At 44.8% G+C, this 20,797-nt stretch carries 20 protein-coding genes; 17 read left to right on the top strand and 3 right to left on the bottom strand.

Going from position 1 to position 20,797, the window contains the following annotated elements; genetic code table 11:
- Positions 1 to 6 precede the first annotated feature (6 nt).
- From KTG12_RS13450 to KTG12_RS13425, 6 genes are all read left to right on the top strand, one after another.
- Entirely contained in the window at positions 7 to 1,494 is a 1,488-nt protein-coding gene (locus KTG12_RS13450) for a xylulokinase (protein ID WP_122202708.1), read from the top strand.
- A gap of 40 nt (positions 1,495 to 1,534) precedes the next feature.
- Entirely contained in the window at positions 1,535 to 2,863 is a 1,329-nt protein-coding gene (xylA, locus tag KTG12_RS13445; protein ID WP_005635242.1) for a xylose isomerase, read from the top strand.
- An 85-nt stretch (positions 2,864 to 2,948) separates the two neighbouring features.
- Positions 2,949 to 4,493 (top strand): D-xylose transporter XylE, encoded by a 1,545-nt coding sequence (xylE, locus tag KTG12_RS13440; protein WP_005648710.1) that lies wholly within the window; start codon positions 2,949 to 2,951, stop codon positions 4,491 to 4,493.
- Between the two features lie 35 nt (positions 4,494 to 4,528).
- Positions 4,529 to 5,347 (top strand): monofunctional biosynthetic peptidoglycan transglycosylase, encoded by an 819-nt coding sequence (mtgA, locus tag KTG12_RS13435; RefSeq protein ID WP_138273000.1) that lies wholly within the window; start codon positions 4,529 to 4,531, stop codon positions 5,345 to 5,347.
- A complete protein-coding gene (gene lipB / locus KTG12_RS13430) occupies positions 5,344 to 6,012 on the top strand; it encodes a lipoyl(octanoyl) transferase LipB (protein WP_005647185.1) in 669 nt (222 codons plus the stop codon). The genes mtgA and lipB overlap by 4 nt, the downstream gene beginning before the upstream one ends.
- Entirely contained in the window at positions 6,009 to 6,971 is a 963-nt protein-coding gene (locus tag KTG12_RS13425) for a tRNA-dihydrouridine synthase family protein (protein ID WP_138272999.1), read from the top strand. The genes lipB and KTG12_RS13425 overlap by 4 nt, the downstream gene beginning before the upstream one ends.
- On the opposite strand, the gene KTG12_RS13420 is transcribed toward KTG12_RS13425, so the two are convergent.
- Entirely contained in the window at positions 6,941 to 7,702 is a 762-nt protein-coding gene (locus tag KTG12_RS13420; protein ID WP_005647183.1) for an exodeoxyribonuclease III, read from the bottom strand. The two genes, KTG12_RS13425 and KTG12_RS13420, sit on opposite strands and share 31 nt — an antisense overlap.
- A 351-nt stretch (positions 7,703 to 8,053) precedes the next feature.
- On the opposite strand from KTG12_RS13420, the gene KTG12_RS13415 reads away from it, so the two are divergent.
- The 11 genes from KTG12_RS13415 to KTG12_RS13365 all read left to right on the top strand — a co-directional run bounded on the left by KTG12_RS13415 (position 8,054) and on the right by KTG12_RS13365 (position 19,207).
- A complete protein-coding gene (locus KTG12_RS13415) occupies positions 8,054 to 9,103 on the top strand; it encodes a linear amide C-N hydrolase (protein ID WP_119215948.1) in 1,050 nt (349 codons plus the stop codon).
- Positions 9,104 to 9,147: 44 nt separating this feature from the next.
- A complete protein-coding gene (locus KTG12_RS13410) occupies positions 9,148 to 9,915 on the top strand; it encodes an ADP-ribosylglycohydrolase family protein (RefSeq protein WP_022321492.1) in 768 nt (255 codons plus the stop codon).
- A gap of 69 nt (positions 9,916 to 9,984) precedes the next feature.
- Positions 9,985 to 10,851, top strand: coding sequence for a hypothetical protein (locus tag KTG12_RS13405; RefSeq protein WP_138272998.1), 867 nt, complete (start codon positions 9,985 to 9,987; stop codon positions 10,849 to 10,851).
- A 253-nt stretch (positions 10,852 to 11,104) separates the two neighbouring features.
- Positions 11,105 to 13,693 (top strand): ATP-dependent chaperone ClpB, encoded by a 2,589-nt coding sequence (gene clpB, locus KTG12_RS13400; protein ID WP_022321493.1) that lies wholly within the window; start codon positions 11,105 to 11,107, stop codon positions 13,691 to 13,693.
- A 110-nt stretch (positions 13,694 to 13,803) separates the two neighbouring features.
- On the top strand, positions 13,804 to 15,510 hold the full coding sequence (locus KTG12_RS13395) for an ATP-dependent DNA helicase RecQ (protein ID WP_138272997.1): 1,707 nt from the start codon (positions 13,804 to 13,806) through the stop codon (positions 15,508 to 15,510).
- A gap of 176 nt (positions 15,511 to 15,686) precedes the next feature.
- Complete coding sequence (locus KTG12_RS13390; protein ID WP_005635220.1) at positions 15,687 to 16,013, top strand: hypothetical protein; 327 nt, start codon at positions 15,687 to 15,689, stop codon at positions 16,011 to 16,013.
- Positions 16,014 to 16,058: 45 nt separating this feature from the next.
- Positions 16,059 to 16,742, top strand: coding sequence for an OmpA family protein (locus KTG12_RS13385; RefSeq protein ID WP_005647177.1), 684 nt, complete (start codon positions 16,059 to 16,061; stop codon positions 16,740 to 16,742).
- Between the two features lie 214 nt (positions 16,743 to 16,956).
- Positions 16,957 to 17,439, top strand: coding sequence for a GNAT family N-acetyltransferase (locus KTG12_RS13380; protein WP_138272996.1), 483 nt, complete (start codon positions 16,957 to 16,959; stop codon positions 17,437 to 17,439).
- 120 nt (positions 17,440 to 17,559) lie between these two features.
- Positions 17,560 to 17,712, top strand: coding sequence for a GNAT family N-acetyltransferase (locus KTG12_RS21765; protein ID WP_227226112.1), 153 nt, complete (start codon positions 17,560 to 17,562; stop codon positions 17,710 to 17,712).
- Between the two features lie 178 nt (positions 17,713 to 17,890).
- Complete coding sequence (locus tag KTG12_RS13370; protein ID WP_005635216.1) at positions 17,891 to 18,544, top strand: DUF4136 domain-containing protein; 654 nt, start codon at positions 17,891 to 17,893, stop codon at positions 18,542 to 18,544.
- Positions 18,545 to 18,577: 33 nt separating this feature from the next.
- A complete protein-coding gene (locus tag KTG12_RS13365; protein ID WP_005647174.1) occupies positions 18,578 to 19,207 on the top strand; it encodes a porin family protein in 630 nt (209 codons plus the stop codon).
- A gap of 80 nt (positions 19,208 to 19,287) precedes the next feature.
- On the opposite strand, the gene KTG12_RS13360 is transcribed toward KTG12_RS13365, so the two are convergent.
- Together KTG12_RS13360 and KTG12_RS13355 are read right to left on the bottom strand one after the other, a co-directional pair.
- The gene (locus tag KTG12_RS13360; RefSeq protein WP_173022552.1) at positions 19,288 to 19,929 is read right to left on the bottom strand and encodes a hypothetical protein; all 642 of its coding nucleotides are present in this window, start codon (positions 19,927 to 19,929) and stop codon (positions 19,288 to 19,290) included.
- The gene (locus KTG12_RS13355) at positions 19,910 to 20,716 is read right to left on the bottom strand and encodes a metallophosphoesterase (protein WP_005648730.1); all 807 of its coding nucleotides are present in this window, start codon (positions 20,714 to 20,716) and stop codon (positions 19,910 to 19,912) included. Before KTG12_RS13355 ends, KTG12_RS13360 begins: the two co-directional genes overlap by 20 nt.
- Positions 20,717 to 20,797: the final 81 nt, after the last annotated feature.

Raw genomic sequence — 20,797 nt, 5'->3', positions numbered from 1 at the left:
TATAGTATGTGTTTATTAGGTTGTGATATCGGAAGTTCTTCGGTGAAGGCTTCTATTGTCGATAAAGATACGGGGTTGACGCTTGCCTCTGATTTTTATCCGAAAGAAGAGGCGGCGATCAAAGCCGTGCGTCCCGGATGGGCGGAGCAGAATCCGGATGACTGGTGGATGTATCTGAAAGAAGCGATAAAGGGTGCGATCGCGAAGGCGGGCATCAAGGGAACGGAGATAGATGCGATCGGCATCTCGTACCAGATGCATGGGCTCGTATTGGTGGACAGGAAGATGCAGGTGCTGCGTCCGTCGGTGATCTGGTGCGACAGTCGTGCGGTGCCTTATGGGGATCGCGCTTTCAAGTCGATCGGCGAAAAGCAATGCCTGGCACATCTTTTGAATTCTCCCGGAAACTTTACGGCTTCCAAATTGGCATGGGTAAAAGAGTATGAACCGCAGATATTCGGACAGGTGCATAAATTCATGTTGCCTGGTGACTTTATTGCCATGCGCATGACGGGCGATATTGTCACGACTGTTTCAGGCCTTTCGGAAGGAATTTTCTGGGATTTCCGGAATAATAGCGTTTCTGAAGATCTGATGAACTATTTCGGGTTCAGCAAGGAACTGGTTCCGGATATCCGTCCGACTTTCGGTGTGCAGGGGGAATTGCTCGGATCGGTCGCTTCGGAGTTGGGTTTGAAGAAGGGTACGCCGGTTACCTATCGGGCCGGTGACCAACCCAACAATGCGTTGTCGCTAAATGTCCTGAACCCGGGTGAGATAGCTGCTACGGGCGGTACGTCAGGGGTTGTGTACGGTGTGAATGGCAAGGTGAACTACGACACGCTGTCCCGAGTGAATACTTTTGCGCATGTGAACCATTCGGCAGACCAGACACGTTTAGGAGTCCTCTTATGTATCAACGGTGTGGGAATCCTCAATTCATGGGTGAAGCGGAATGTGGCTCCGGAAGGTATAAGCTATCCTGCTTTGAACGAGTTGGCGGCGACCGTTCCGATCGGTTCGGAGGGCCTCTCGATTCTGCCTTTCGGGAACGGTGCGGAGCGTATGTTACAGAACAAGCAGGTGGATTGCTCCATTCACGGGCTGAATTTCAACATTCATAATAAAGCTCATATCGCTCGTGCCGCACAGGAAGGGATCGTCTTCTCTTTCAAATATGGCATGGATATCATGAATGAGATGGGGATCGATATCGGGGTGATCCGTGCCGGTAATGCCAACCTGTTCCTAAGCCCTATTTTCCGGGATGCGTTGGCTGGTGTGACAGGAACGGTGATCGAACTTTACGATACGAACGGGGCTGTCGGGGCTGCCAAAGGCGCCGGTATCGGGGCCGGCATCTATGCGTCGGCGGAAGAGGCGTTTGCTTCCCTGAAAAAGATCAATGTGATAGAGCCGGACGGACTGAAAGCGGATAAATACTGCGGGGCTTTCGAGGTCTGGAAAGAACGGTTGGAGAAAGCATTGGCGTAATAAACGAAAGCATTGTATAATCAATAAAATACTTATTATCATGAATTACTTTAAAGGTGAAAAAGAATTTTTTCCGGGAATTGGAAAAATAGAATTTGAAGGACGCGAGTCAAAAAATCCGATGGCTTTTCATTATTATGATGAAAACAAGGTCGTAATGGGTAAAACTCTGAAAGACCACCTGCGTTTCGCTATGGCCTATTGGCATACATTATGTGCGGAGGGAGCCGACCAGTTCGGTGGCGGAACGAAGACATTTCCTTGGAATGCGGGCGCAGACCGTATTTCCCGTGCCAAGTATAAGATGGATGCTGCTTTCGAATTTATGACGAAATGTAACATACCTTACTATTGTTTCCACGATGTGGATGTCGTAGATGAAGCACCGACGTTGGCCGAATTTGAAAAGGACCTGCATACGATGGTCGAATATGCCAAACAACATCAGGAAGCGACGGGGAAGAAGCTGTTGTGGTCTACCGCCAATGTGTTCGGGCATAAACGTTATATGAACGGGGCTGCCACAAATCCTTATTTCCCTGCTGTGGCTTGTGCCGGCACGCAGATCAAGAACGCGATCGACGCTTGTATTGCCTTAGGTGGCGAAAACTATGTGTTCTGGGGGGGACGTGAAGGCTATATGAGCTTGCTGAACACCAATATGAAACGCGAAAAGGAACATCTTGCCATGATGTTGACGATGGCACGTGACTATGCCCGCAAGAACGGGTTCAAAGGAACTTTCCTGGTAGAGCCTAAACCGATGGAACCGACTAAACACCAGTATGACGTGGATACGGAAACGGTTATCGGCTTCTTGCGCCATTATGGTCTCGACAAGGATTTTGCCATTAATATCGAAGTGAACCATGCCACATTGGCCGGGCATACATTTGAGCATGAACTTCAGGCTGCCGCCGATGCCGGTATGTTGTGCAGTATCGATGCCAACCGTGGTGATTATCAGAATGGTTGGGATACGGATCAGTTCCCGGTTGACATCTACGAACTGACACAGGCTTGGCTGGTTATTCTCGAAGCAGGCGGCTTGACTACCGGAGGTACGAACTTCGATGCCAAGACACGTCGTAACTCGACCGATCTGGATGATATTTTTCTGGCTCATATCAGTGGTATGGATTCTTTTGCCCGTGCTTTGATGGCTGCTGCCGATATCCTGGAACATTCTGATTACAAGAAAATGCGTGCCGAACGTTACGCTAGTTTCGACCAGGGTGACGGTAAGAAGTTCGAAGAAGGTAAACTTCTCCTCGAAGACCTGCGTACAATCGCTCTTGCCTCTGGCGAACCGAAGCAAATCAGCGGGAAGCAGGAATTGTATGAGATGATTATCAATCAGTACATTTAATAACATATAAATAATTTTATCCGTTACTTTTGAATCAAACCAAAAGTAACGGATAAAACATTATTTACCTATATGAATCTCTATCGTGAAAAACAACAACTATTACATTTTTGGAATTACCCTTGTGGCGACATTGGGGGGATTATTATTCGGATATGATACAGCGGTGATATCCGGGACGGTTGAATCGCTGCGTAAATTCTTTATCGAACCTTTCGGGCTACCATTGGATCAGGCAAATGCGCTTGAAGGATTCGTTGTGAGCAGCGCTCTGATCGGTTGTATCTTAGGTGCTTCTTTTGCCGGTTGGATCAGCCAGCGGTATGGACGGAAACCTACGCTTGTGTTGGCTGCCATCCTGTTTTTGTTGTCGGCAATCGGTTCGGCGTGGCCGGAGTTGTTTGTCGGGATGCCTGGTAGCGGAGATCACACGTTCATGTACCTTTTTGTGTTTTACCGGATTGTCGGAGGAGTAGGAGTCGGTTTGGCTTCTATGGTTTCCCCGATGTATATTGCTGAGATGGCCCCGGCGGAGAAACGAGGAAATCTGGTGTCATGGAACCAGTTCGCGATTATTTTCGGTATGCTTGTCGTCTATTTTGTGAATTACAGTATCGCGTTGCAGGGAGATGCCGCCTGGTTGCATACGATCGGCTGGCGTTGGATGTTCGCGTCCGAAATCGTCCCGGCTTTGCTCTTTCTGGCCCTTCTGATGTTTGTACCGGAAACGCCTCGTTATTTGGTGATGCGCGGTAAGATGGATAAGGCACTGTCTGTATTGGATCGTTTGATGGGAAAAGAAAGAGCAGCACCTGAATTGGTGGAAATAAAAGAAAGTTTCAGGAAACAGGAACCCTCCATGCGTCCCTATTTTCTGTTTATGGGGATGTGGCTGGTGTTGTTTCTGCTTTTGTATGGAGCATTGGAACTGGCTGGAAACACGAGTGCTTTGGAGATCGCTTTGATTGGTAGCTTTTTTGTATCTCTGGTCTTCCCGGTGCGTTCATTCGGCGTGCTGATCATATTTGTCGGTGTCCTTTTGTCCGGTTTCCAGCAGTTTGTCGGGATCAACGTCGTGTTGTATTATGCGCCGGAGATCTTTAAGACAATGGGGGCCGCCACTGATGCCGCCTTGTTACAACAGATCGTGGTAGGAGCCGTGAACCTCTCTTTTACCGTGCTGGCTATCTTTACGGTCGATCGGTTCGGTCGCCGTCCGTTGATGATTATCGGAGCATTGGTCATGGCCGTCTCGATGATGATCTTGGGGACGACTTTCTATACGCATTCTGTCGGTATCGGTTCGTTGGTTTGTATGTTGGTGTACACGGCTGGTTTCGCGATGTCGTGGGGGCCGGTCTGTTGGGTATTGCTGGCAGAGATTTTCCCGAATACGATCCGTTCGACTGTTATGAGTATTGCCGTTGCCGGGCAGTGGATTGCCAATTTCCTTGTCTCCTGGACTTTCCCGATGCTCGATAAGAACCAGTATCTGACCGATACGTTCAATCATGGCATGGCCTACTGGGTTTATGGTGTCATGGGAGTTCTGGCTGCCCTATTTATCTGGAAATTCGTTCCCGAAACAAAGGGTAGGACACTAGAGCAGATGGAACAATATTGGAAATAAATCCGTAAGTTTGCTGTCCGAAAAGACAAGAATCGATGCGCATATTGAAAAAAATACTGATAGGAAGCCGGAACCTGTTGCTGTTCCTGTTTGTTTCTAGTTTGTTGGCTGTGGTGGCATATAAGTTCATACCTGTTTACTACACTCCGCTGATGTTCATCCGCGTCTACGAACAGGTGCGGGATAGCAAGTCCATCAAGCTGGAACACAAATGGATGCCTTTGAAACAAATTGCCCAGCCATTGGCACAGGCGGTCGTGGCTTCGGAAGACAATCTTTTTCTCGACCATGACGGTTTCGATATGATACAGATTCAGAAAGCTCGTGCCGATGCCGAAAAAGGCAAACGTGTACGAGGAGCGAGCACTATCTCGCAACAGACTGCCAAGAACGTGTTTCTCTGGCCCGGAAGGACTTATTTGCGCAAAGGCATCGAGGCTTATTTCACCGTCCTGATCGAATGGATTTGGGGGAAAGAACGTATCATGGAAGTTTATCTGAACTCGATCGAAATGGGAGACGGTATTTATGGTGCTGAAGCAGTCGCACAGGCTCATTTCAAAAAGCCGGCCTATAAACTGACAAAGGCGGAAGCGGCTTTGATCGCTGCGACCTTGCCGAATCCCCGCAAGTTCAACTCTGCAAAACCTTCTCCTTATATGCTGAAACGGCAGACGAAGATCATGTCGCTGATGGGGAAACTGCTTAAGATCGAAATGGGGTATGACAGTGGTGATCCCGATTCTGAATCCGGCAGTAGGAAGGTGCGTAGACGGAAGAAGCTCCGGGCGGAATCCGACACGACGGTCCGTCTGCCCGAAAAAAATATTTACATAAGAACGATAATCATATGAGTCATTTTATATATCACGACCTCGGACGTATCGAATATGAGAAGGCACTGGAACGCCAGACGGTTGCTTTCAACGCTTTGTTGGAAGCGAAAGCACAAGGCAGGACCGGGGAAAACCGGTTGTTTTTCTGCGAACATCAGCCGGTACTGACTATTGGAAAAAGTGGTAAGGACACCAACCTACTGATCCCGAAAGAACTGCTTGTGCAGCGAGGTATCTCTTTCTACCATATCAACCGGGGAGGGGATATCACGTATCACGGTCCCGGACAAATTACCGGATATCCGGTCTTCGATCTCGATACCTGGAAGTTGGGACTCAAGCAATATATCGACAGGTTGGAAGAAACCATTATCCGCTTTTTAGCTATCTATGGCATTAAAGGGGAGCGGCTCGCGGGAGCTACAGGTGTGTGGATCGATCCTGGTGTACCGAGAAAAGCCCGTAAGATTTGTGCGATCGGTGTGAAAAGCAGCCGTTTTGTCACCATGCACGGTTTTGCTTTGAATATAAATACCGACTTGGATTACTTCTCTTTGATCAACCCTTGCGGTTTTAAAGATAAAGGGGTTACTTCGCTTGAGAAAGAGATGGGGATGGAGCAGGATTTTGAAGAGGCCAAAGCACGTCTTCATTCACTTTTCACTGAAATGTTTCCGGAATGATGGAACCGTATGTTATTCATTTTGCCCCATTGCAGGGTTATACCGACTCGGTTTATAGGGAAGCACATGCACAAATATTCGGAGGTGTCGAAACCTATTACACTCCGTTTGTCCGTCTCGAAAAGACTGGCTTTCGCAATAAGGAGTTGCGGGATCTTGTACCGGAAGCAAATACATCCGCCTCACTTGTTCCCCAGATGATCGCAGTTTCGCCCGAAGAGTTCCGCCGGATTGCCGGTTTGTTTCGTGAATCAGGGTACCGGCATGCTGATATTAATTTGGGTTGTCCTTTCCCGATGCAGGCACGACAACATCGGGGAGCGGGTATCCTGCCTTATCCGGATGAGGTGAAAGTGTTGTTGGAAACGATTTTTGAATTCCCGGAGATACAATTCTCGGTCAAACTGCGGTTAGGTTGGGATTCTCCTGAGGAGGCGCAAGCGCTTCTTCCTTTTTTGAACGGATTGCCCCTCACACATCTCACATTGCATCCCAGGATCGGTACGCAGCAATATAAAGGAAAGACTGACCTAAGTGCCTTTTCCCGATTTTATGATTCATGCACGCTTCCGCTTTTCTATAATGGAGACATCCGGACTTTGCCGGATATTCGTTCGTTAACCAGACGTTTTCCCCGTTTGAAAGGTATCATGATCGGACGTGGTCTGCTGTCTTCTCCTTGGCTGGCAACGGAATATATATCCGATACCCCGCTTACCGCTCAGGAGAAGATAGAGAAGTTGTCTGCTTTCCATACCTTACTGTTAGCGGGCTATTCTTTCCGTCTGGAGGGAGGCGAACACCAGGTACTCGACAAGATGAAGACCCTTTGGGATTACCTGTTGCCGGATGCAGAGAAACGGCTCCGGAAAAAAATATTGAAAAGTTCCCGGTTGGCAGATTATCAAGAGGCAGTGCGGAATTTGATTTACGACACCTCGATCACTGCCGGGCAATGATCCGAATGAACAGCCTCATTTAAAATATACGCTTTTTCCACTTGTGCTTTCATCGGTTCGCTGACCATGCAATAGTCAATACGCCAGCCCTTGTTTTTGGCACGAGCGCTGAAACGATAACTCCACCAAGTATATTCCTGTTTGTCCGGGTTGAGGAGGCGGAACGTGTCAATATAGCCGGCATCCAGGAAACGAGTCATCCATTCCCGTTCTTCCGGAAGGAAGCCGCTGTTCGTCGCATTGCGTACTGGGTCATGAATATCAATCGGTTCGTGGCAGATATTGTAGTCTCCGCATAAGATCAGTTTCGGACGCGATTTTTGTAGTTCCATTACATAGTTCTGGAAATCTTCCAACCATTCCATCTTGAATGCCTGACGCTCATCGCCGCTCGTACCCGAAGGGTGGTAAACGCTGATCACCGACAGATCCCCGAAATCGGCCCGGATGAAACGCCCCTCGTTATCGTATTTTTCGATTCCCATTCCATATTCTACATGGTCCGGTTCTCGGCGGCTCAGGATTGCGACTCCGCTGTAGCCTTTCTTCTGTGCACTGAAAAGCCATGCTTTGTAGCCAAGTGCTTCAAATGCTTCGGCTGGATATTGTTCTGGTTGTAACTTGGTCTCCTGCAGGCAAAGTACGTCGGGTTGTTCTTGTGCCAGCCATTCGGGCAATCCTTTTCCTACGGCGGCACGCAGGCCGTTTACATTGTATGTTATAATTTTCATCTCCTAATACTTATTTTAATGATAAGACAAATGTAATGTATTTTCTTCTATTGACATATTTTCAGTGAGGTAACCTCACCAAAATATAATTTCTCCTTTTTCACAGGGAGGAAACTTTCGGCACAGTTATCAAAATGACACCTCTTTCCTATCTAAATTGAATTAATAGGGCATCCTAATCTTGCCAAAACGTAAGAACAGTATGGATCGGAATTTTCGATGAAATAGAAAAATGGTGTAAAAAGGAGGGATTGTTGATTTTGTTCTGTTACAAGTTGTTTTGAACAACTGGAACTATCATTCTCATATCCCTGTTATAAATATAGTTTGGACATATTTAAAATTATAGTTATGGCAAAAAGAAATAAGTTAGCCGTCTTTTCAGTGGTAGCTTTAGGCATGATGTTTTTTGCAGAGCAAAACAAAGCTTGTACGCGTGCGGTCTATCTGGGACCGGATGATATGATCGTGACAGGGCGGACGATGGATTGGAAAGAGGATCCGCAATCGAATATTTACCTTTTCCCTCGGGGAATGGAGAAACGGGGAGGGGTTACGGACAATACGGTGACGTGGACTTCCAAATATGGGAGTGTCGTGACTGCCGGATATGATATCGGAGTTTGTGACGGTATGAATGAGAAAGGCCTGGTGGCGAACTTGCTTTTCTTGACCGAATCCTCTTATCATCGTCCGAATGATAGTCGTCCGGTGATGGGATTGAGCATCTGGACACAATATGTCTTGGATAATTTTGCGACGGTGGACGAAGCTGTGAATGAATTGAGCCTGGAAACTTTCCGTATCGATGACCCTGATTTACCTAACGGAGCAAAATCGACTTTGCACCTCTCGATTTCGGATGCGACCGGGAATAGTGCCATCTTTGAATATATCAACGGCAATCTGATTATTCATGAGGGACGAGAATGCCAGATAATGACAAATTCCCCTACCTATGACAAACAGTTGACTTTGAATGATTACTGGAAAGAGATTGGCGGTCTGGTTATGCTACCCGGGACAAACCGTGCTTCTGATCGCTTTGTCCGTGCATCGTTTTATATCCAGGCATTACCGCAAACCGATAATTTCAGGCAGGCTGTTGCCGGAGTTTTTAGTGTGATGCGCAATGTTTCGGTTCCTTTGGGAATCTCTATCCCCGAACAGCCTAATATTGCTTCGACTCGCTGGCGTACGGTAGCGGATCAAAAAAATAAAGTGTATTATTTCGAGTCAACGCTTAGCCCCGATATTTTTTGGATCAATTTCAAAGATTTGAATTTTAAAACCGGAGCTCCGGTGAAGAAGTTGACGCTCACGGGTAGAGAGATTTATGCGGGTAATGCCGCCGGAAGGTTTCAGGCTGGAAAGTCACTTCACTTTCTGTTTGGGATATAGAAGGTTGTTTTGTATTTTTATGTCCGAATAAAAATGAGAGTAATATGATAGGAGCAATAGCCGGAGATATTATCGGTTCCGTATATGAGTTTGATAATATAAAGACAACGGTTTTTCCGTTATTTACCAGGAAAAGCAATTATACGGACGACACGATTATGACGGTTGCCGTGACTGACTGGCTATTGTATGGAGGGAATCTCGTGCAAGTTATGCATCGTTATGGCAGGGAGTTTCCGTGTCCGATGGGAGGCTATGGAGCACGTTTCGGGCAATGGCTTTGTGAAACGAATCCACAGCCTTATAACAGTTGGGGGAATGGTTCGGCTATGCGGGTTAGCGCAGTTGGGTGGGCTTTTGGTTCATTGGAAAAAACATTGCAAGTGGCTGAAGAAACGGCTGCCGTTTCCCATAACCATCCGGAAGGGATCAAAGGGGCTCAAGCTGTGGCTGCTGTCATCTATCTGGCTCGTACAGGAAAAAGCAAGCAAGCTATCCGGGAATACATTGAAACGACTTTTTTATATGATTTGAATTTTTCCTGTGACGAGATCCGGCCGGACTATTGCTTTAACCCAAGTTGTCAGGGAACTGTCCCGGAAGCGATTGTCGCTTTTTTGGAAAGTACGGATTTTGAAACTGCAATTCGTTTGGCCATTTCTCTCGGTGGCGATTCAGACACGTTGGCCTGCATTACGGGAGGGATAGCAGAAGCTTTTTATGGAATGTCTGAAGATTGGAAAATCGAAGTGTTGAGACGGTTGCCAGAGGCTTTTGTCGAAGTTGTTGAAGAATTTTATCAAAAAATATGATTGTAGGATTTCTTTTTTTGTACATTTGCGATATTCTTTATTGATGAAAACCTATTTATACATTTGAATATGAAACGAGTTCCCTTTTTGTACTATATCATGGCATGCCTGTTATCCATATGCATTACTGCGTGTGATAAGGAAGAGCAATTGATTGAAGATGAAATCCCGGAGATGATTAAGGCTGATCTCTCAAAAAGATATCCTTCTGTGGAAATCCTGAATTATCAGGAATATTCGAATTTTTCTCAAATAAATGTTATAGATAAAGACCAAAATGAAGCTTCGATCTGGTATGTGGATGATATTTGGAAAATGACTCGCACGAAGATTGCTGATTTCAACCAGCTTTCGCTTGAAGCACAAACTGTTTTTGAAAATTCCAAGTATCGTTTTGCCCAATTTGAAAATATATACAAAACGGAGCGGGAGGGGATGGATAGAAGCCTTTATACATTACATTTCCTGTATCAGTGGAAAAATGTTAAAGATATGACACATTACGTTTGTCTGAATGATGACGGGATGTTCTTGGCTGTATATACATGGACACCGAATGACTCTACCTGGTTTGTTGATTTGCCGAAGGCTCATTTTGACTTTATCTATAAGAAATATGACGGTTCTGAAATTAGAGGATATCAGAATAATGGAGGATATTATGATTATTTTGTCCTTCATAACGACACCCTTAAATTTGTTTCTTTTAGAGGAGAGGTTGAAACTGATTATTATTTTTGGAAAGAGACAAGGTATGAAATCAGTTTAGATACGAAAGTCCCTGATAATGTGGCCAGGGTCTTGAAACGGGACAATCCCGATTTTGTTTATACAAACCTTTATTATATTGAATCTCCTGAAGGGAATGCCTATTTTTTCCAAGATAAGAATGATGACCGGGAATTAGGATACACTATTGCCGAAGATATTTCTTAGATTTATATTTCTGAAATTCTATAAGTAGAAAAGTCCCGTCTTGACAAGGTAAAAGTAAACCTTTTTCCCAGCCGCCTTGTTCTTTTCCCGAAAACATGTAAAAAACGGCGTGAAACGAGACTGTTCGACAGGCTCTTTTAATGCGAAGTTTTAAAATATATGACAAAATGGCATATTTTGTTTCTGGTACTTGTTTTGTAGGAATGTCTGTGGAATTTAGAAATAAAAATAGAATTGAAAGGAGTATAACTATATGAATTTAAACAATTTTACAATTAAATCACAGGAGGCAGTTCAGCAGGCCGTGCAACTTGCTACCCAGAATGGGCAGCAGGCGATCGAAGCCGTACATTTGCTGAAAGGTGTCATTATGACGGGTGAAAGTGTGACCAATTTCATCTTCCAGAAACTGGGTGTCAATATCCAGAATCTGAATCGTGTATTGGATGCGCAGATCAGTTCGCTACCGAAGGTATCAGGCGGAGAACCTTACCTGTCAAGTGAAGCAAATACTGTTTTGCAGAAAGCAATCGGCTATTCATCCAAAATGGGAGACCAGTATGTGTCTTTGGAGCCGATTATTTTGGCCTTGTTCACGGAAAAGAGCACTGCTTCTCAAATTCTGAAAGATGCCGGTATGACGGAGAATGAATTACGCCAAGCGATTGAAGAATTGCGGAAAGGGAATAAAGTAACCAGCCAGTCGGCCGAAGACACATATGATGCACTGGGGAAATATGCGATCAATCTGAACGAACGTGCCCGTAGCGGCAAGTTGGATCCGGTGATCGGTCGTGACGACGAAATTCGCCGTGTACTTCAGATCCTGAGTCGTCGTACGAAAAACAACCCGATTTTGATTGGTGAACCGGGTGTTGGTAAGACGGCGATTGCCGAGGGGCTTGCTCATCGTATCGTCCGGGGTGACGTACCGGAAAATTTGAAATCGAAACAGATTTTCTCTTTGGATATGGGAGCTTTGGTTGCCGGGGCCAAATATAAGGGCGAATTTGAAGAACGTTTGAAAGCTGTAGTGGGTGAAGTGACTAAATCGGATGGGGAAATCATTCTTTTTATCGATGAGATCCATACATTGGTCGGTGCCGGTAAGGGCGAAGGTGCGATGGATGCCGCCAATATCCTGAAACCTGCTTTAGCTCGTGGTGAATTGCGTTCGATCGGTGCGACGACGCTGGATGAATATCAGAAGTATTTTGAGAAGGATAAGGCGCTCGAACGTCGTTTCCAGATTGTTATGGTGGACGAACCGAACGAATTGGATGCTATTTCCATCCTGCGTGGTTTGAAGGAAAAATATGAAAACCACCATAAGGTCCGTATCAAAGATGATGCCATCATTGCAGCCGTCCAGTTGTCTACACGATACATCACTGACCGGTTCTTGCCCGATAAGGCGATCGACCTGATGGATGAGGCAGCAGCCCGTTTGCGTTTGCAGATCGACTCTGTGCCGGAATCTCTCGACGAGGTTTCCCGCCGTATCAAGCAACTGGAAATCGAGCGTGAAGCGATCAAGCGTGAAAATGATAAAGGAAAGCTGGAACAGCTCAATAAGGAAATTGCCGACCTGAAGGACGAAGAAACGAAACAGAAGGCTCAGTGGCAAAGCGAAAAAGAGCAGATCAATAAGATTCAGCAGAATAAGATTGATATCGAAAACCTGAAGTTTGAAGCCGATAAGGCCGAACGTGAAGGCGACTACGGTAAAGTAGCCGAAATCCGTTACGGAAAGATCAAACAAAAGGAGGAAGAGATCAGGGAAGTCCAGGAGAAACTGAAGACGATGCAAGGTGCTTCCGCCATGATCAAGGAGGAAGTGGACAGTGAAGATATCGCCGATGTGGTATCTCGTTGGACGGGAATTCCTGTCAGCAAGATGATGCAGAGTGAAAAGGAAAAATTACTCCATCTGGAATCTGAATTGCACACGCGTGTGATCGGGCAGGAGGAGGCCATCAGTGCTATTGCTGATGCAGTGCGTCGTAGCCGTGCCGGATTACAGGACCCGAAACGACCGATCGGTTCATTTATTTTCCTCGGTACGACAGGTGTCGGTAAGACAGAGCTGGCCAAAGCGTTGGCGGAATATCTGTTCGACGACGAGAATATGATGACGCGTATCGATATGAGTGAATATCAGGAAAAGTTTAGTGCGACTCGTCTGATTGGTGCGCCTCCGGGATATGTCGGCTATGATGAAGGTGGCCAGTTGACGGAAGCAATCCGCCGTAAACCTTATTCGGTCGTTCTATTTGATGAGATCGAAAAGGCTCATCCGGATGTATTCAATATCCTTTTGCAGGTATTGGATGATGGACGGCTGACCGACAATAAGGGACGTGTCGTCAACTTCAAGAATACGATCATTATTATGACCAGTAACATGGGATCGTCCTTGATTCGTGAAAACTTCGAGAAGATGACACCCGAAACGCACGATCAGGTAGTGGATGAAACGAAGGTCCAGGTGTTGGAATTACTGAAGAAGACAATTCGCCCAGAGTTCCTGAACCGTATCGATGACATCATCATGTTTACTCCGCTCAACGAAGAAGAGATCCGCAAGATCGTTACCCTTCAGTTGAATAGCGTGAAGAAGATGCTGGCTCAGAATGGCATAGCCCTGGAATTTACAGACGCGGCTCTGGCGTTTATCTCGGACAAAGGGTTCGACCCGCAGTTCGGTGCCCGTCCTGTAAAGCGTGTCATCCAGAAGTATGTCTTGAACGAATTGTCCAAAGAGTTGCTGGGCGGAACGGTCAATAAAGATCGCCCGATTATAATCGACAGCGACGGTAGCGGCCTGGTCTTTAAGAACTGACCGAAGATGGTTTGATTGATATATATTTATGTAAAAGGCTTGCTCTCAAAAGGGGGCAGGCCTTTTTTTGTTGGTTCGGATGTCCTATCTTTGCAGAAACGTTCGATACAATGCACAATCCATTACAAGTTTTGAAACATTACTGGGGCTATGACGGGTTTCGGCCGGGACAGGCTGAAGTCATAGACAGTATTCTGTCCGGGCACGACACATTGGCGCTTATGCCGACAGGAGGAGGTAAATCCATTACTTTCCAGGTTCCGGCATTGGCGAATCCGGGTATTTGCCTTGTGGTCAGTCCGCTTGTCGCTTTGATGAAGGACCAGGTGAAGAACCTGCAAAAGCGAGGCATTCTGTCGGCGTTTATCAGTTCGGAGATGCCGCATTGGGAGATTTTGCAACAACTGGATAATTGTATCTTGGGAGATTATAAGTTCCTTTATATTTCTCCCGAACGTATTTCCTCCGAACTGTTTCAGGAGAAGTTGAAGACCTTGTCCCGCAAAGTGAATTTGCTGGTCGTGGATGAAGCGCACTGTATCTCCCAATGGGGAAACGATTTTCGCCGGGACTATCGTTTGATCGCGGATATCCGCGACGTCATACCGCATGTTCAGGTAATTGCCGTAACAGCTTCAGCCACGGCAGCTGTGGTTGCCGATATCTGCGAGCAGCTCCATTTTCGCAAAGGATATAGGATATTCAAGACCTCTTTCGAGCGGAAGAATCTTTCGTTTGTAGTTCGTAAGACAGACAATAAATTAAAGGAAATTTGTCATATCTTATCTGCCGTACCCGGCTCCGCGGTGATCTACAGCCGTACCCGCAAAGGAGTGGAAGAATATGCCGGAAAATTACGGGCGGCGGGCATTTCTGCTGAATATTTCCATGCTGGCCTGGACCCGGTTCTGAAGACAGAGCGGCAGGCCGATTGGGTAAAAGGATTTACGCGTGTGCTGGTTGCCACTAACGCGTTCGGAATGGGGATTGATAAAGGGGACGTGCGTGTGGTGATCCACACGGAGTTTCCTGACTCGATGGAGGCTTATTACCAAGAGGCGGGACGTGCTGGTCGTGACGGGAAACGGGCCTACGCTGTCGCTTTGTTGGGACCGCAGGACATAACGGATATAAAAAGGCGTCCTTCCAATGCTTTCCCGACAATCGAATATATCAAACGGGTTTATGAAGCTTTGTGCAACCGTTTCCAGATCGCGGAAGGTGATGGGGAAGGGGTGTCGGTCTATCTCGACGAACCGGAATTTTTGAGAGATTGGCATTTCGATAAAGGTCGTTTACGTTCTTCTCTTGAAATTTTATCTTTGTCGAACTATCTTACTTTTGAACCCTATCCTAATTCACAACCTTATCTGCGGTATGACCAACCTCGTTGGATGATGGATCGTTTCCTGAGTGACGATTCTCCGGCAGCCAAAGTCGCTGTTGAGGTTTTACGAAATTATGAAGGTCTTTTTTCTACCGGGGTTTTCGTCAGTGTCGATATGCTGGCGCGAAAAACCGGGCTGGAAGCTCGTGAGGTGGCGAAAGTCTTAGGGTATCTGCGGAATGTCGGCTTCTATTATGTCCCTCCTCGAAAAGAACCCCGGATCACTTTTAAGATGATCCGCGTCCCTTTGGACCGTCTTGTCATTACGACTGCATCTTATGAAAATCGTTTGGCTGCTTTCAAGATGCGAATCGAAAAGGTGGTTGAATATCTTGAGACTCATGGTTGCCGTCAGGAGTTTATTTCCGAATATTTTGGCATGGAAGGGGCGCGATGCGGGTGTTGTGATAATTGCTTGCAGAAGCGGTAAAAGGTAGTTTACTTAACCCTATGTGTTACGATGGCTAATGCATAGGGTTAGTCCCCGTAATGCTATGCTTTAGGAATCTGTTTAAGGTATTCGGATTGATTTTTTGAGATGCCTGCATGGATAACGAATATTTTTGTTTATGTTTGTAGCATCTATCAACCAAAAATTAAAAAGATATGAGTGACAAAGATGATTTAATTTATGATGAAGATGATTCTGTAGCATTTATCCAGAACTATCTTCCCCAGGAATTGAAAGGAAAATTCAGTAATGACGATATTAATTATATTGTGGATCTGATTTATGAATTTTATGAGTCGAAGGGTTTCCTTGATGAAAATTCCGATGACAATGCTGAAATTGATATTGATGAAGATGAATTGATCGGGTTTGTTGTAAAGAATGCGCAAAAAGACGGTGTAGGCAAGTTCTCACCTGAAGACATCACTTTTATTGTACAGGGAGAACTTGAATATTGCGATTCCATCAACATGTTCGATTAATAGACTGTTGTATAGTTACAATATAGTTTATAAAAGAATAAGAAGATGAGAAATTTTAAGTTGTTATCAGTTTTACTGCTTTGTATGGCAGTCGTTTTTACGAGTTGTGGAACATGGAATAATACCGCTAAAGGTACGGCTATCGGAGTCGGCGGAGGTGCGGCTGTAGGTGCCGGAGTCGGTGCTTTGGCTGGTAATACTGCATTGGGTTCGATAATCGGTGCTGCCGTGGGCGGTACTGCAGGTGCCCTAATCGGTAAAAAGATGGACAAACAGAAGAAGGAATTGGAAGCTACGTTGCCGGAAGAAACGACTGTCGAAACCATTAATAATGGCGAGGCACTGAAGGTTACGTTTGATTCGGGTATCTTGTTCGCAACCAATTCAAGCACTGTCAGTGCCGCTTCCAAGAGTGCGTTGCGTGACTTGGCTGCCAGTTTGAATGCAAATCCGGATACGGACATAAAAATCATAGGACATACGGATAATACAGGAAAAGTTGATTATAATCAGACGTTGTCAGAAAAACGTGCAAAGAGCGTATTCGATTATCTGATGGAAGACCAAGGTGTGAGCAGTAAGCGCATGACTTATGAAGGCAAGGGAGTACATGAACCGGTTGCCGATAACAGCACTCCTGAGGGACGTGCTTTGAACCGCCGAGTAGAAATCCTTATCCTTCCCAACTCAAAAATGGTACAGGAAGCACAGCAAGGAACTTTGCGATAAGAAATAATAGAAAGCAGAATCAAGAAAGGGATGTCCGAAAGCCGGGCATCCCTTTTTTTGACGATAAACACATCTACTTAAACATAAACCGGTAATAAAACATATTTATCTGAGAAATGTCCATATATTTGTATTGTAGTGTTTGATAACTATTGATAAATAGCAATTATCAAGTATATAAAGCCTTGCCATAGATAATATGAGTGTTAAGAATATGAATACAGATTTTACAATTAGAATTGCCCAACCTGCTGATGTCCTTGAGCTCAAAGACTTATTTCAAGATACAGTCCTCAATATAAACAGGCGTGATTATTCAAAAGCAGAAGTGGAAGATTGGGCATCGTGCGGAAACGATATCTCCCATATAAAAGAAATGATTAGAACGCATTTTTTCATTGTAGCAACTAATCAACAGTTACAGGTTGTCGGCTTTGCATCTATTACCCAACAAGGTTATTTGCATTCTATGTTTGTTCATAAAGATTTTCAAGGTAAAGGTATTGCTACGATACTTCTAAATGAAATAGAACGGTATGCAACTGCAACAGGAATCATACGGATTACATCAGAAGTAAGTTTAACAGCCCGTCCATTCTTTGAACAAAGGGGGTATATAGTAACGGAAGAACAAAAACGGAGAGCAAATCAGCTTTCTCTCACCAATTTTTGGATGACAAAGAATCTGAGCAAATGAAATAAATTCAAAAGTTTTGCAAATCGTTGGTTGAAGTATGGGCAAAATTTTATTGAAAATCAAAAACTTATTGAAGTAATAGGTGAAATATTTGATTCTGTCTATGCCGATCAGCTTCAAATGCAGATAACTGTCAATTCATCGTCATACGCTGTGAAGTTCTATGAAAGTTTAGGCTTTTCAAAGACTTCTGAAGAACAGGAAACAGATGGATTAAAATATACCCCGATGCACTACTGTCCACTAAGAATGGACGGCCTTATCACTGGATAATACACGAGATTGCTGTGTTCATTAACAGTCGTTTATAACCGTTCTAAAATCTTCAGACAAGTTAATTAACACTCTTGAAAAGGGAGAATGCAAACCTTTTTTAGTTCATGTTGTTTAAATAGTAACTTATATATAAGTGCATAAATAATAGTATAAACTGTTTTAAACGTTGAATGAGATGAAAAAGATTCTTCCTTTTTTCTTATTGGTTCTTTTACTGGCGTCTTGCCAGAAGGATCCAGACATGTCAAAACTAAGCGATGATTTCGTAGTATTCACTGATCACAACAAGGATGCTAATTTCGAATCCTTTACAACTTTCTACATCCCTGATAGTGTAATGGTTATCGGTAGCAGTGAAAAACCGGAATTCTGGAGTGCAACAGAAGCTGACGATATCGTCTCTACTTTGGTTAGTGGCATGGAAGGCCGTGGTTACACACGTGCATCAGATAAAGAATCTGCGGATTTGGGTTTGCAGGTTTCTTTTGTGAAAAATGTAAATTACTTTACAAACTATCATGACAATCCTTACTGGTGGTGGGGGTATCCGGGATATAACTGGTGGTATGGCTACTGGGGTAACTGGACTGGCGCATGGAATGGATGGTATTATCCGTATCCTGTTGTATACAGCTATAGCGTAGGTTCTTTATTGGTTGAACTGGTCAATTTGAAAGCTCCGCTGCCAAAATCTGCAGATGCTAAACTTCCGGTTCTATGGACTGCTTACATGACTGGCTTGCTGTCCGGTTCCGACAAGGTAAATATCGAACTTTCTACTCGTGCTATTGAGCAGGCTTTTGTACAGTCACCGTACCTGAAAAAATAATTAAACGCGAATTAAAAGATAAATTTGAGTCTTATGAAAAAGATATATAAATCAATAAAATTAATCGCTTTACTTGTTGCCTGTTTAGCGATACCTTCCCTGGCTGGTGCCCAGGTTGTAAAGAACATGTATTTTAATGTTGACTGGCAGATTAATTCTCCGTTCAGCCAGGATTTCTCAGACAAGACAAGTGGTTGGGGTGCACATGCGGAAGCCGGTTATTATGTAATTCCTAATTTCTCGGTAGGTGCATTTATCTCTTATCATACCAACAATAAGTATATCGACCGTCAGACGTTGCCGGTAAGTTCTACATCGGCCATCACTTCTGATCAGCAGCATTCTATCTTTCAGTTGCCTTTTGGTGCAGCTTTTCGTTACAACGTAGCTCCCGAAAGCCAGTTCCAGCCTTATGCTGGTGTGCAGTTAGGTGCAAGCTATAGTGAAATGTCGACTTATATGAATGTAATGAAAGTATACGACCGTAATTGGGGTTTCTATGTATCTCCCGAAATCGGTATGACTATGTATTTTACACCTCAGAAACAGATCGGTCTGCATGTCGCTGCCTACTATAATTATGCAACCAATAAAGGAGAAGTCCTGAGTTATTCGATCGATGGATTGAATAACTGGGGCATCCGATTAGGTCTTGCCTTCTAATGGAAGTTTGTTCTTTTAAGTGTTTTATGTAGTTTATGGGGAACGGGAGGCTGTCGTAATGACACCTCCCGTTTTTTGCTTTATAGGATTTGTAGTTTGAGGCCGAACGAGAGGCTTAGATAGTCTTTGGGTTTCAGATAACCGTTCCCGATCTTGTTTATCAGATATAGGTCACAGGTACTGAGCTCGTAGAAGAAAGAAATGGATTTATGCCAGCTCTTTTTTGTGTTTAGCTTCAATGTGAATCGCTCTCCAATAAAAACATGGGTACGGATGCGGGTGGAGAACCAGTAGTAACCTTGTGGATATTTGTCCGGCTGCTTACCCCAGAAGTCACGATCTAAAAGAGTATTGATATAGACACCGCAGGCGAGAGGTTCGAAAGATAACTTGTCGGCGATATGGATGTTCCAAGGGTAATAATTCTGTTTGAGTGTAAGAGTTGCCATAGCATGGCGATCCGAGTTGCGGGGAACTATCCCCAAATATACATCTGTTTCCCAGTGATTACGATAATAATTCCAACCTGTTCCGAGGGAAAGCATACCCATTGATCCGGCGAACTGTAGCTTGGTATAGTGGGGAATGAGTTTTTCCCATCTGGATATATATTTTTCTACGCGTTTTTTATATCGCACATCATCCTCGATTTCCTCCTGTGCCTGTAAAGTGCCGGCCAGGAAAAGAAATAAGAGCATCCATTTAAAAATTGATAATTTCATACGTGTAGCCGTCCGGGGTTAGGGTAAATAATAGGTAGTTACGTTTGGCTATATTGCTACAGCCGTAGTAGATGATCCCATCGTCAAAAAGGTCTTCCACCTGTAACTGATGGTTATGTGCGTTCAGGCAAAACAGCAAAGAGGGAAATTCACGGATATATAGCTGAAATACGTCTTTTACATTATTATCGAACTGTTCGCTTCCGGGACGTGCATGCATGGCGACGATCGTGCGGCTGTAATGCCGGGTACTGTCTTGCAGCTCTTCTTTCAGAAAACCGAAATCAGGGACAGGGTGGGAGTAGTCGTATTCGATCGCATTGGTATTGAGGCAAACGAATTTGACGTCCCGGACGATAAAGGAAAAGTTTTCTTCTCCGAACAATTTGTTGAAAACCTGGTCACCATTGCCGATTACGTCATGGTTACCGATCAATCCGACATACGGGATATCGAGCTTCGACAGGATATTGACAGTCCACTCGTACTCTTTCTTCATGCCGAACTCGGTATAGTCTCCTCCGTGTATGATGAAATCGATGCTGTCTTTTTTAGTATTGATATGTTTTACGAAATCTTCTGTCTCGTCGTAGCTACGTTGGGTATCGCCCATCAGGACGAAGCGGATCGTGTCTTTATCTTTTGTTGCTGCCTCGATAAGCGGGATGTTGTGGTCGTTGATATCGCGTTCGGAAATGGTGAGCCGGCCGTCATACGGATGGTAATCGATCAGATCACATGCAGACAAGAATATGCATAGGAATAATGGTAGAGTTTGTTTATACATGACATCCTAACTTTTATTTGTGGCAAAGTTAGGATGTCATGCTACTTCAAAAAAGGTCAAGATGCAATGAATAATGTGCCA

The organism is Parabacteroides sp. MSK.9.14 (assembly GCF_019041495.1).
Lineage (GTDB): Bacteria > Bacteroidota > Bacteroidia > Bacteroidales > Tannerellaceae > Parabacteroides > Parabacteroides merdae.
This window is presented reverse-complemented; position numbering and strand designations above follow the sequence as displayed.

Excerpts from the sequence above, each read along its gene's own strand:
- KTG12_RS13450 (WP_122202708.1), top strand. The coding sequence starts at position 7 with ATGTGTTTATTAGGTTGTGATATCGGAAGTTCTTCGGTGAAGGCTTCT.
- xylA (WP_005635242.1), top strand. The coding sequence starts at position 1,535 with ATGAATTACTTTAAAGGTGAAAAAGAATTTTTTCCGGGAATTGGAAAA.
- mtgA (WP_138273000.1), top strand. The coding sequence starts at position 4,529 with ATGCGCATATTGAAAAAAATACTGATAGGAAGCCGGAACCTGTTGCTG.
- lipB (WP_005647185.1), top strand. The coding sequence starts at position 5,344 with ATGAGTCATTTTATATATCACGACCTCGGACGTATCGAATATGAGAAG.
- KTG12_RS13425 (WP_138272999.1), top strand. The coding sequence starts at position 6,009 with ATGATGGAACCGTATGTTATTCATTTTGCCCCATTGCAGGGTTATACC.
- KTG12_RS13420 (WP_005647183.1), bottom strand. The coding sequence starts at position 7,702 with ATGAAAATTATAACATACAATGTAAACGGCCTGCGTGCCGCCGTAGGA.
- KTG12_RS13415 (WP_119215948.1), top strand. The coding sequence starts at position 8,054 with ATGGCAAAAAGAAATAAGTTAGCCGTCTTTTCAGTGGTAGCTTTAGGC.
- KTG12_RS13410 (WP_022321492.1), top strand. The coding sequence starts at position 9,148 with ATGATAGGAGCAATAGCCGGAGATATTATCGGTTCCGTATATGAGTTT.
- KTG12_RS13405 (WP_138272998.1), top strand. The coding sequence starts at position 9,985 with ATGAAACGAGTTCCCTTTTTGTACTATATCATGGCATGCCTGTTATCC.
- clpB (WP_022321493.1), top strand. The coding sequence starts at position 11,105 with ATGAATTTAAACAATTTTACAATTAAATCACAGGAGGCAGTTCAGCAG.
- KTG12_RS13395 (WP_138272997.1), top strand. The coding sequence starts at position 13,804 with ATGCACAATCCATTACAAGTTTTGAAACATTACTGGGGCTATGACGGG.
- KTG12_RS13390 (WP_005635220.1), top strand. The coding sequence starts at position 15,687 with ATGAGTGACAAAGATGATTTAATTTATGATGAAGATGATTCTGTAGCA.
- KTG12_RS13385 (WP_005647177.1), top strand. The coding sequence starts at position 16,059 with ATGAGAAATTTTAAGTTGTTATCAGTTTTACTGCTTTGTATGGCAGTC.
- KTG12_RS13380 (WP_138272996.1), top strand. The coding sequence starts at position 16,957 with ATGAATACAGATTTTACAATTAGAATTGCCCAACCTGCTGATGTCCTT.
- KTG12_RS21765 (WP_227226112.1), top strand. The coding sequence starts at position 17,560 with ATGCAGATAACTGTCAATTCATCGTCATACGCTGTGAAGTTCTATGAA.
- KTG12_RS13370 (WP_005635216.1), top strand. The coding sequence starts at position 17,891 with ATGAAAAAGATTCTTCCTTTTTTCTTATTGGTTCTTTTACTGGCGTCT.
- KTG12_RS13365 (WP_005647174.1), top strand. The coding sequence starts at position 18,578 with ATGAAAAAGATATATAAATCAATAAAATTAATCGCTTTACTTGTTGCC.
- KTG12_RS13360 (WP_173022552.1), bottom strand. The coding sequence starts at position 19,929 with ATGAAATTATCAATTTTTAAATGGATGCTCTTATTTCTTTTCCTGGCC.
- KTG12_RS13355 (WP_005648730.1), bottom strand. The coding sequence starts at position 20,716 with ATGTATAAACAAACTCTACCATTATTCCTATGCATATTCTTGTCTGCA.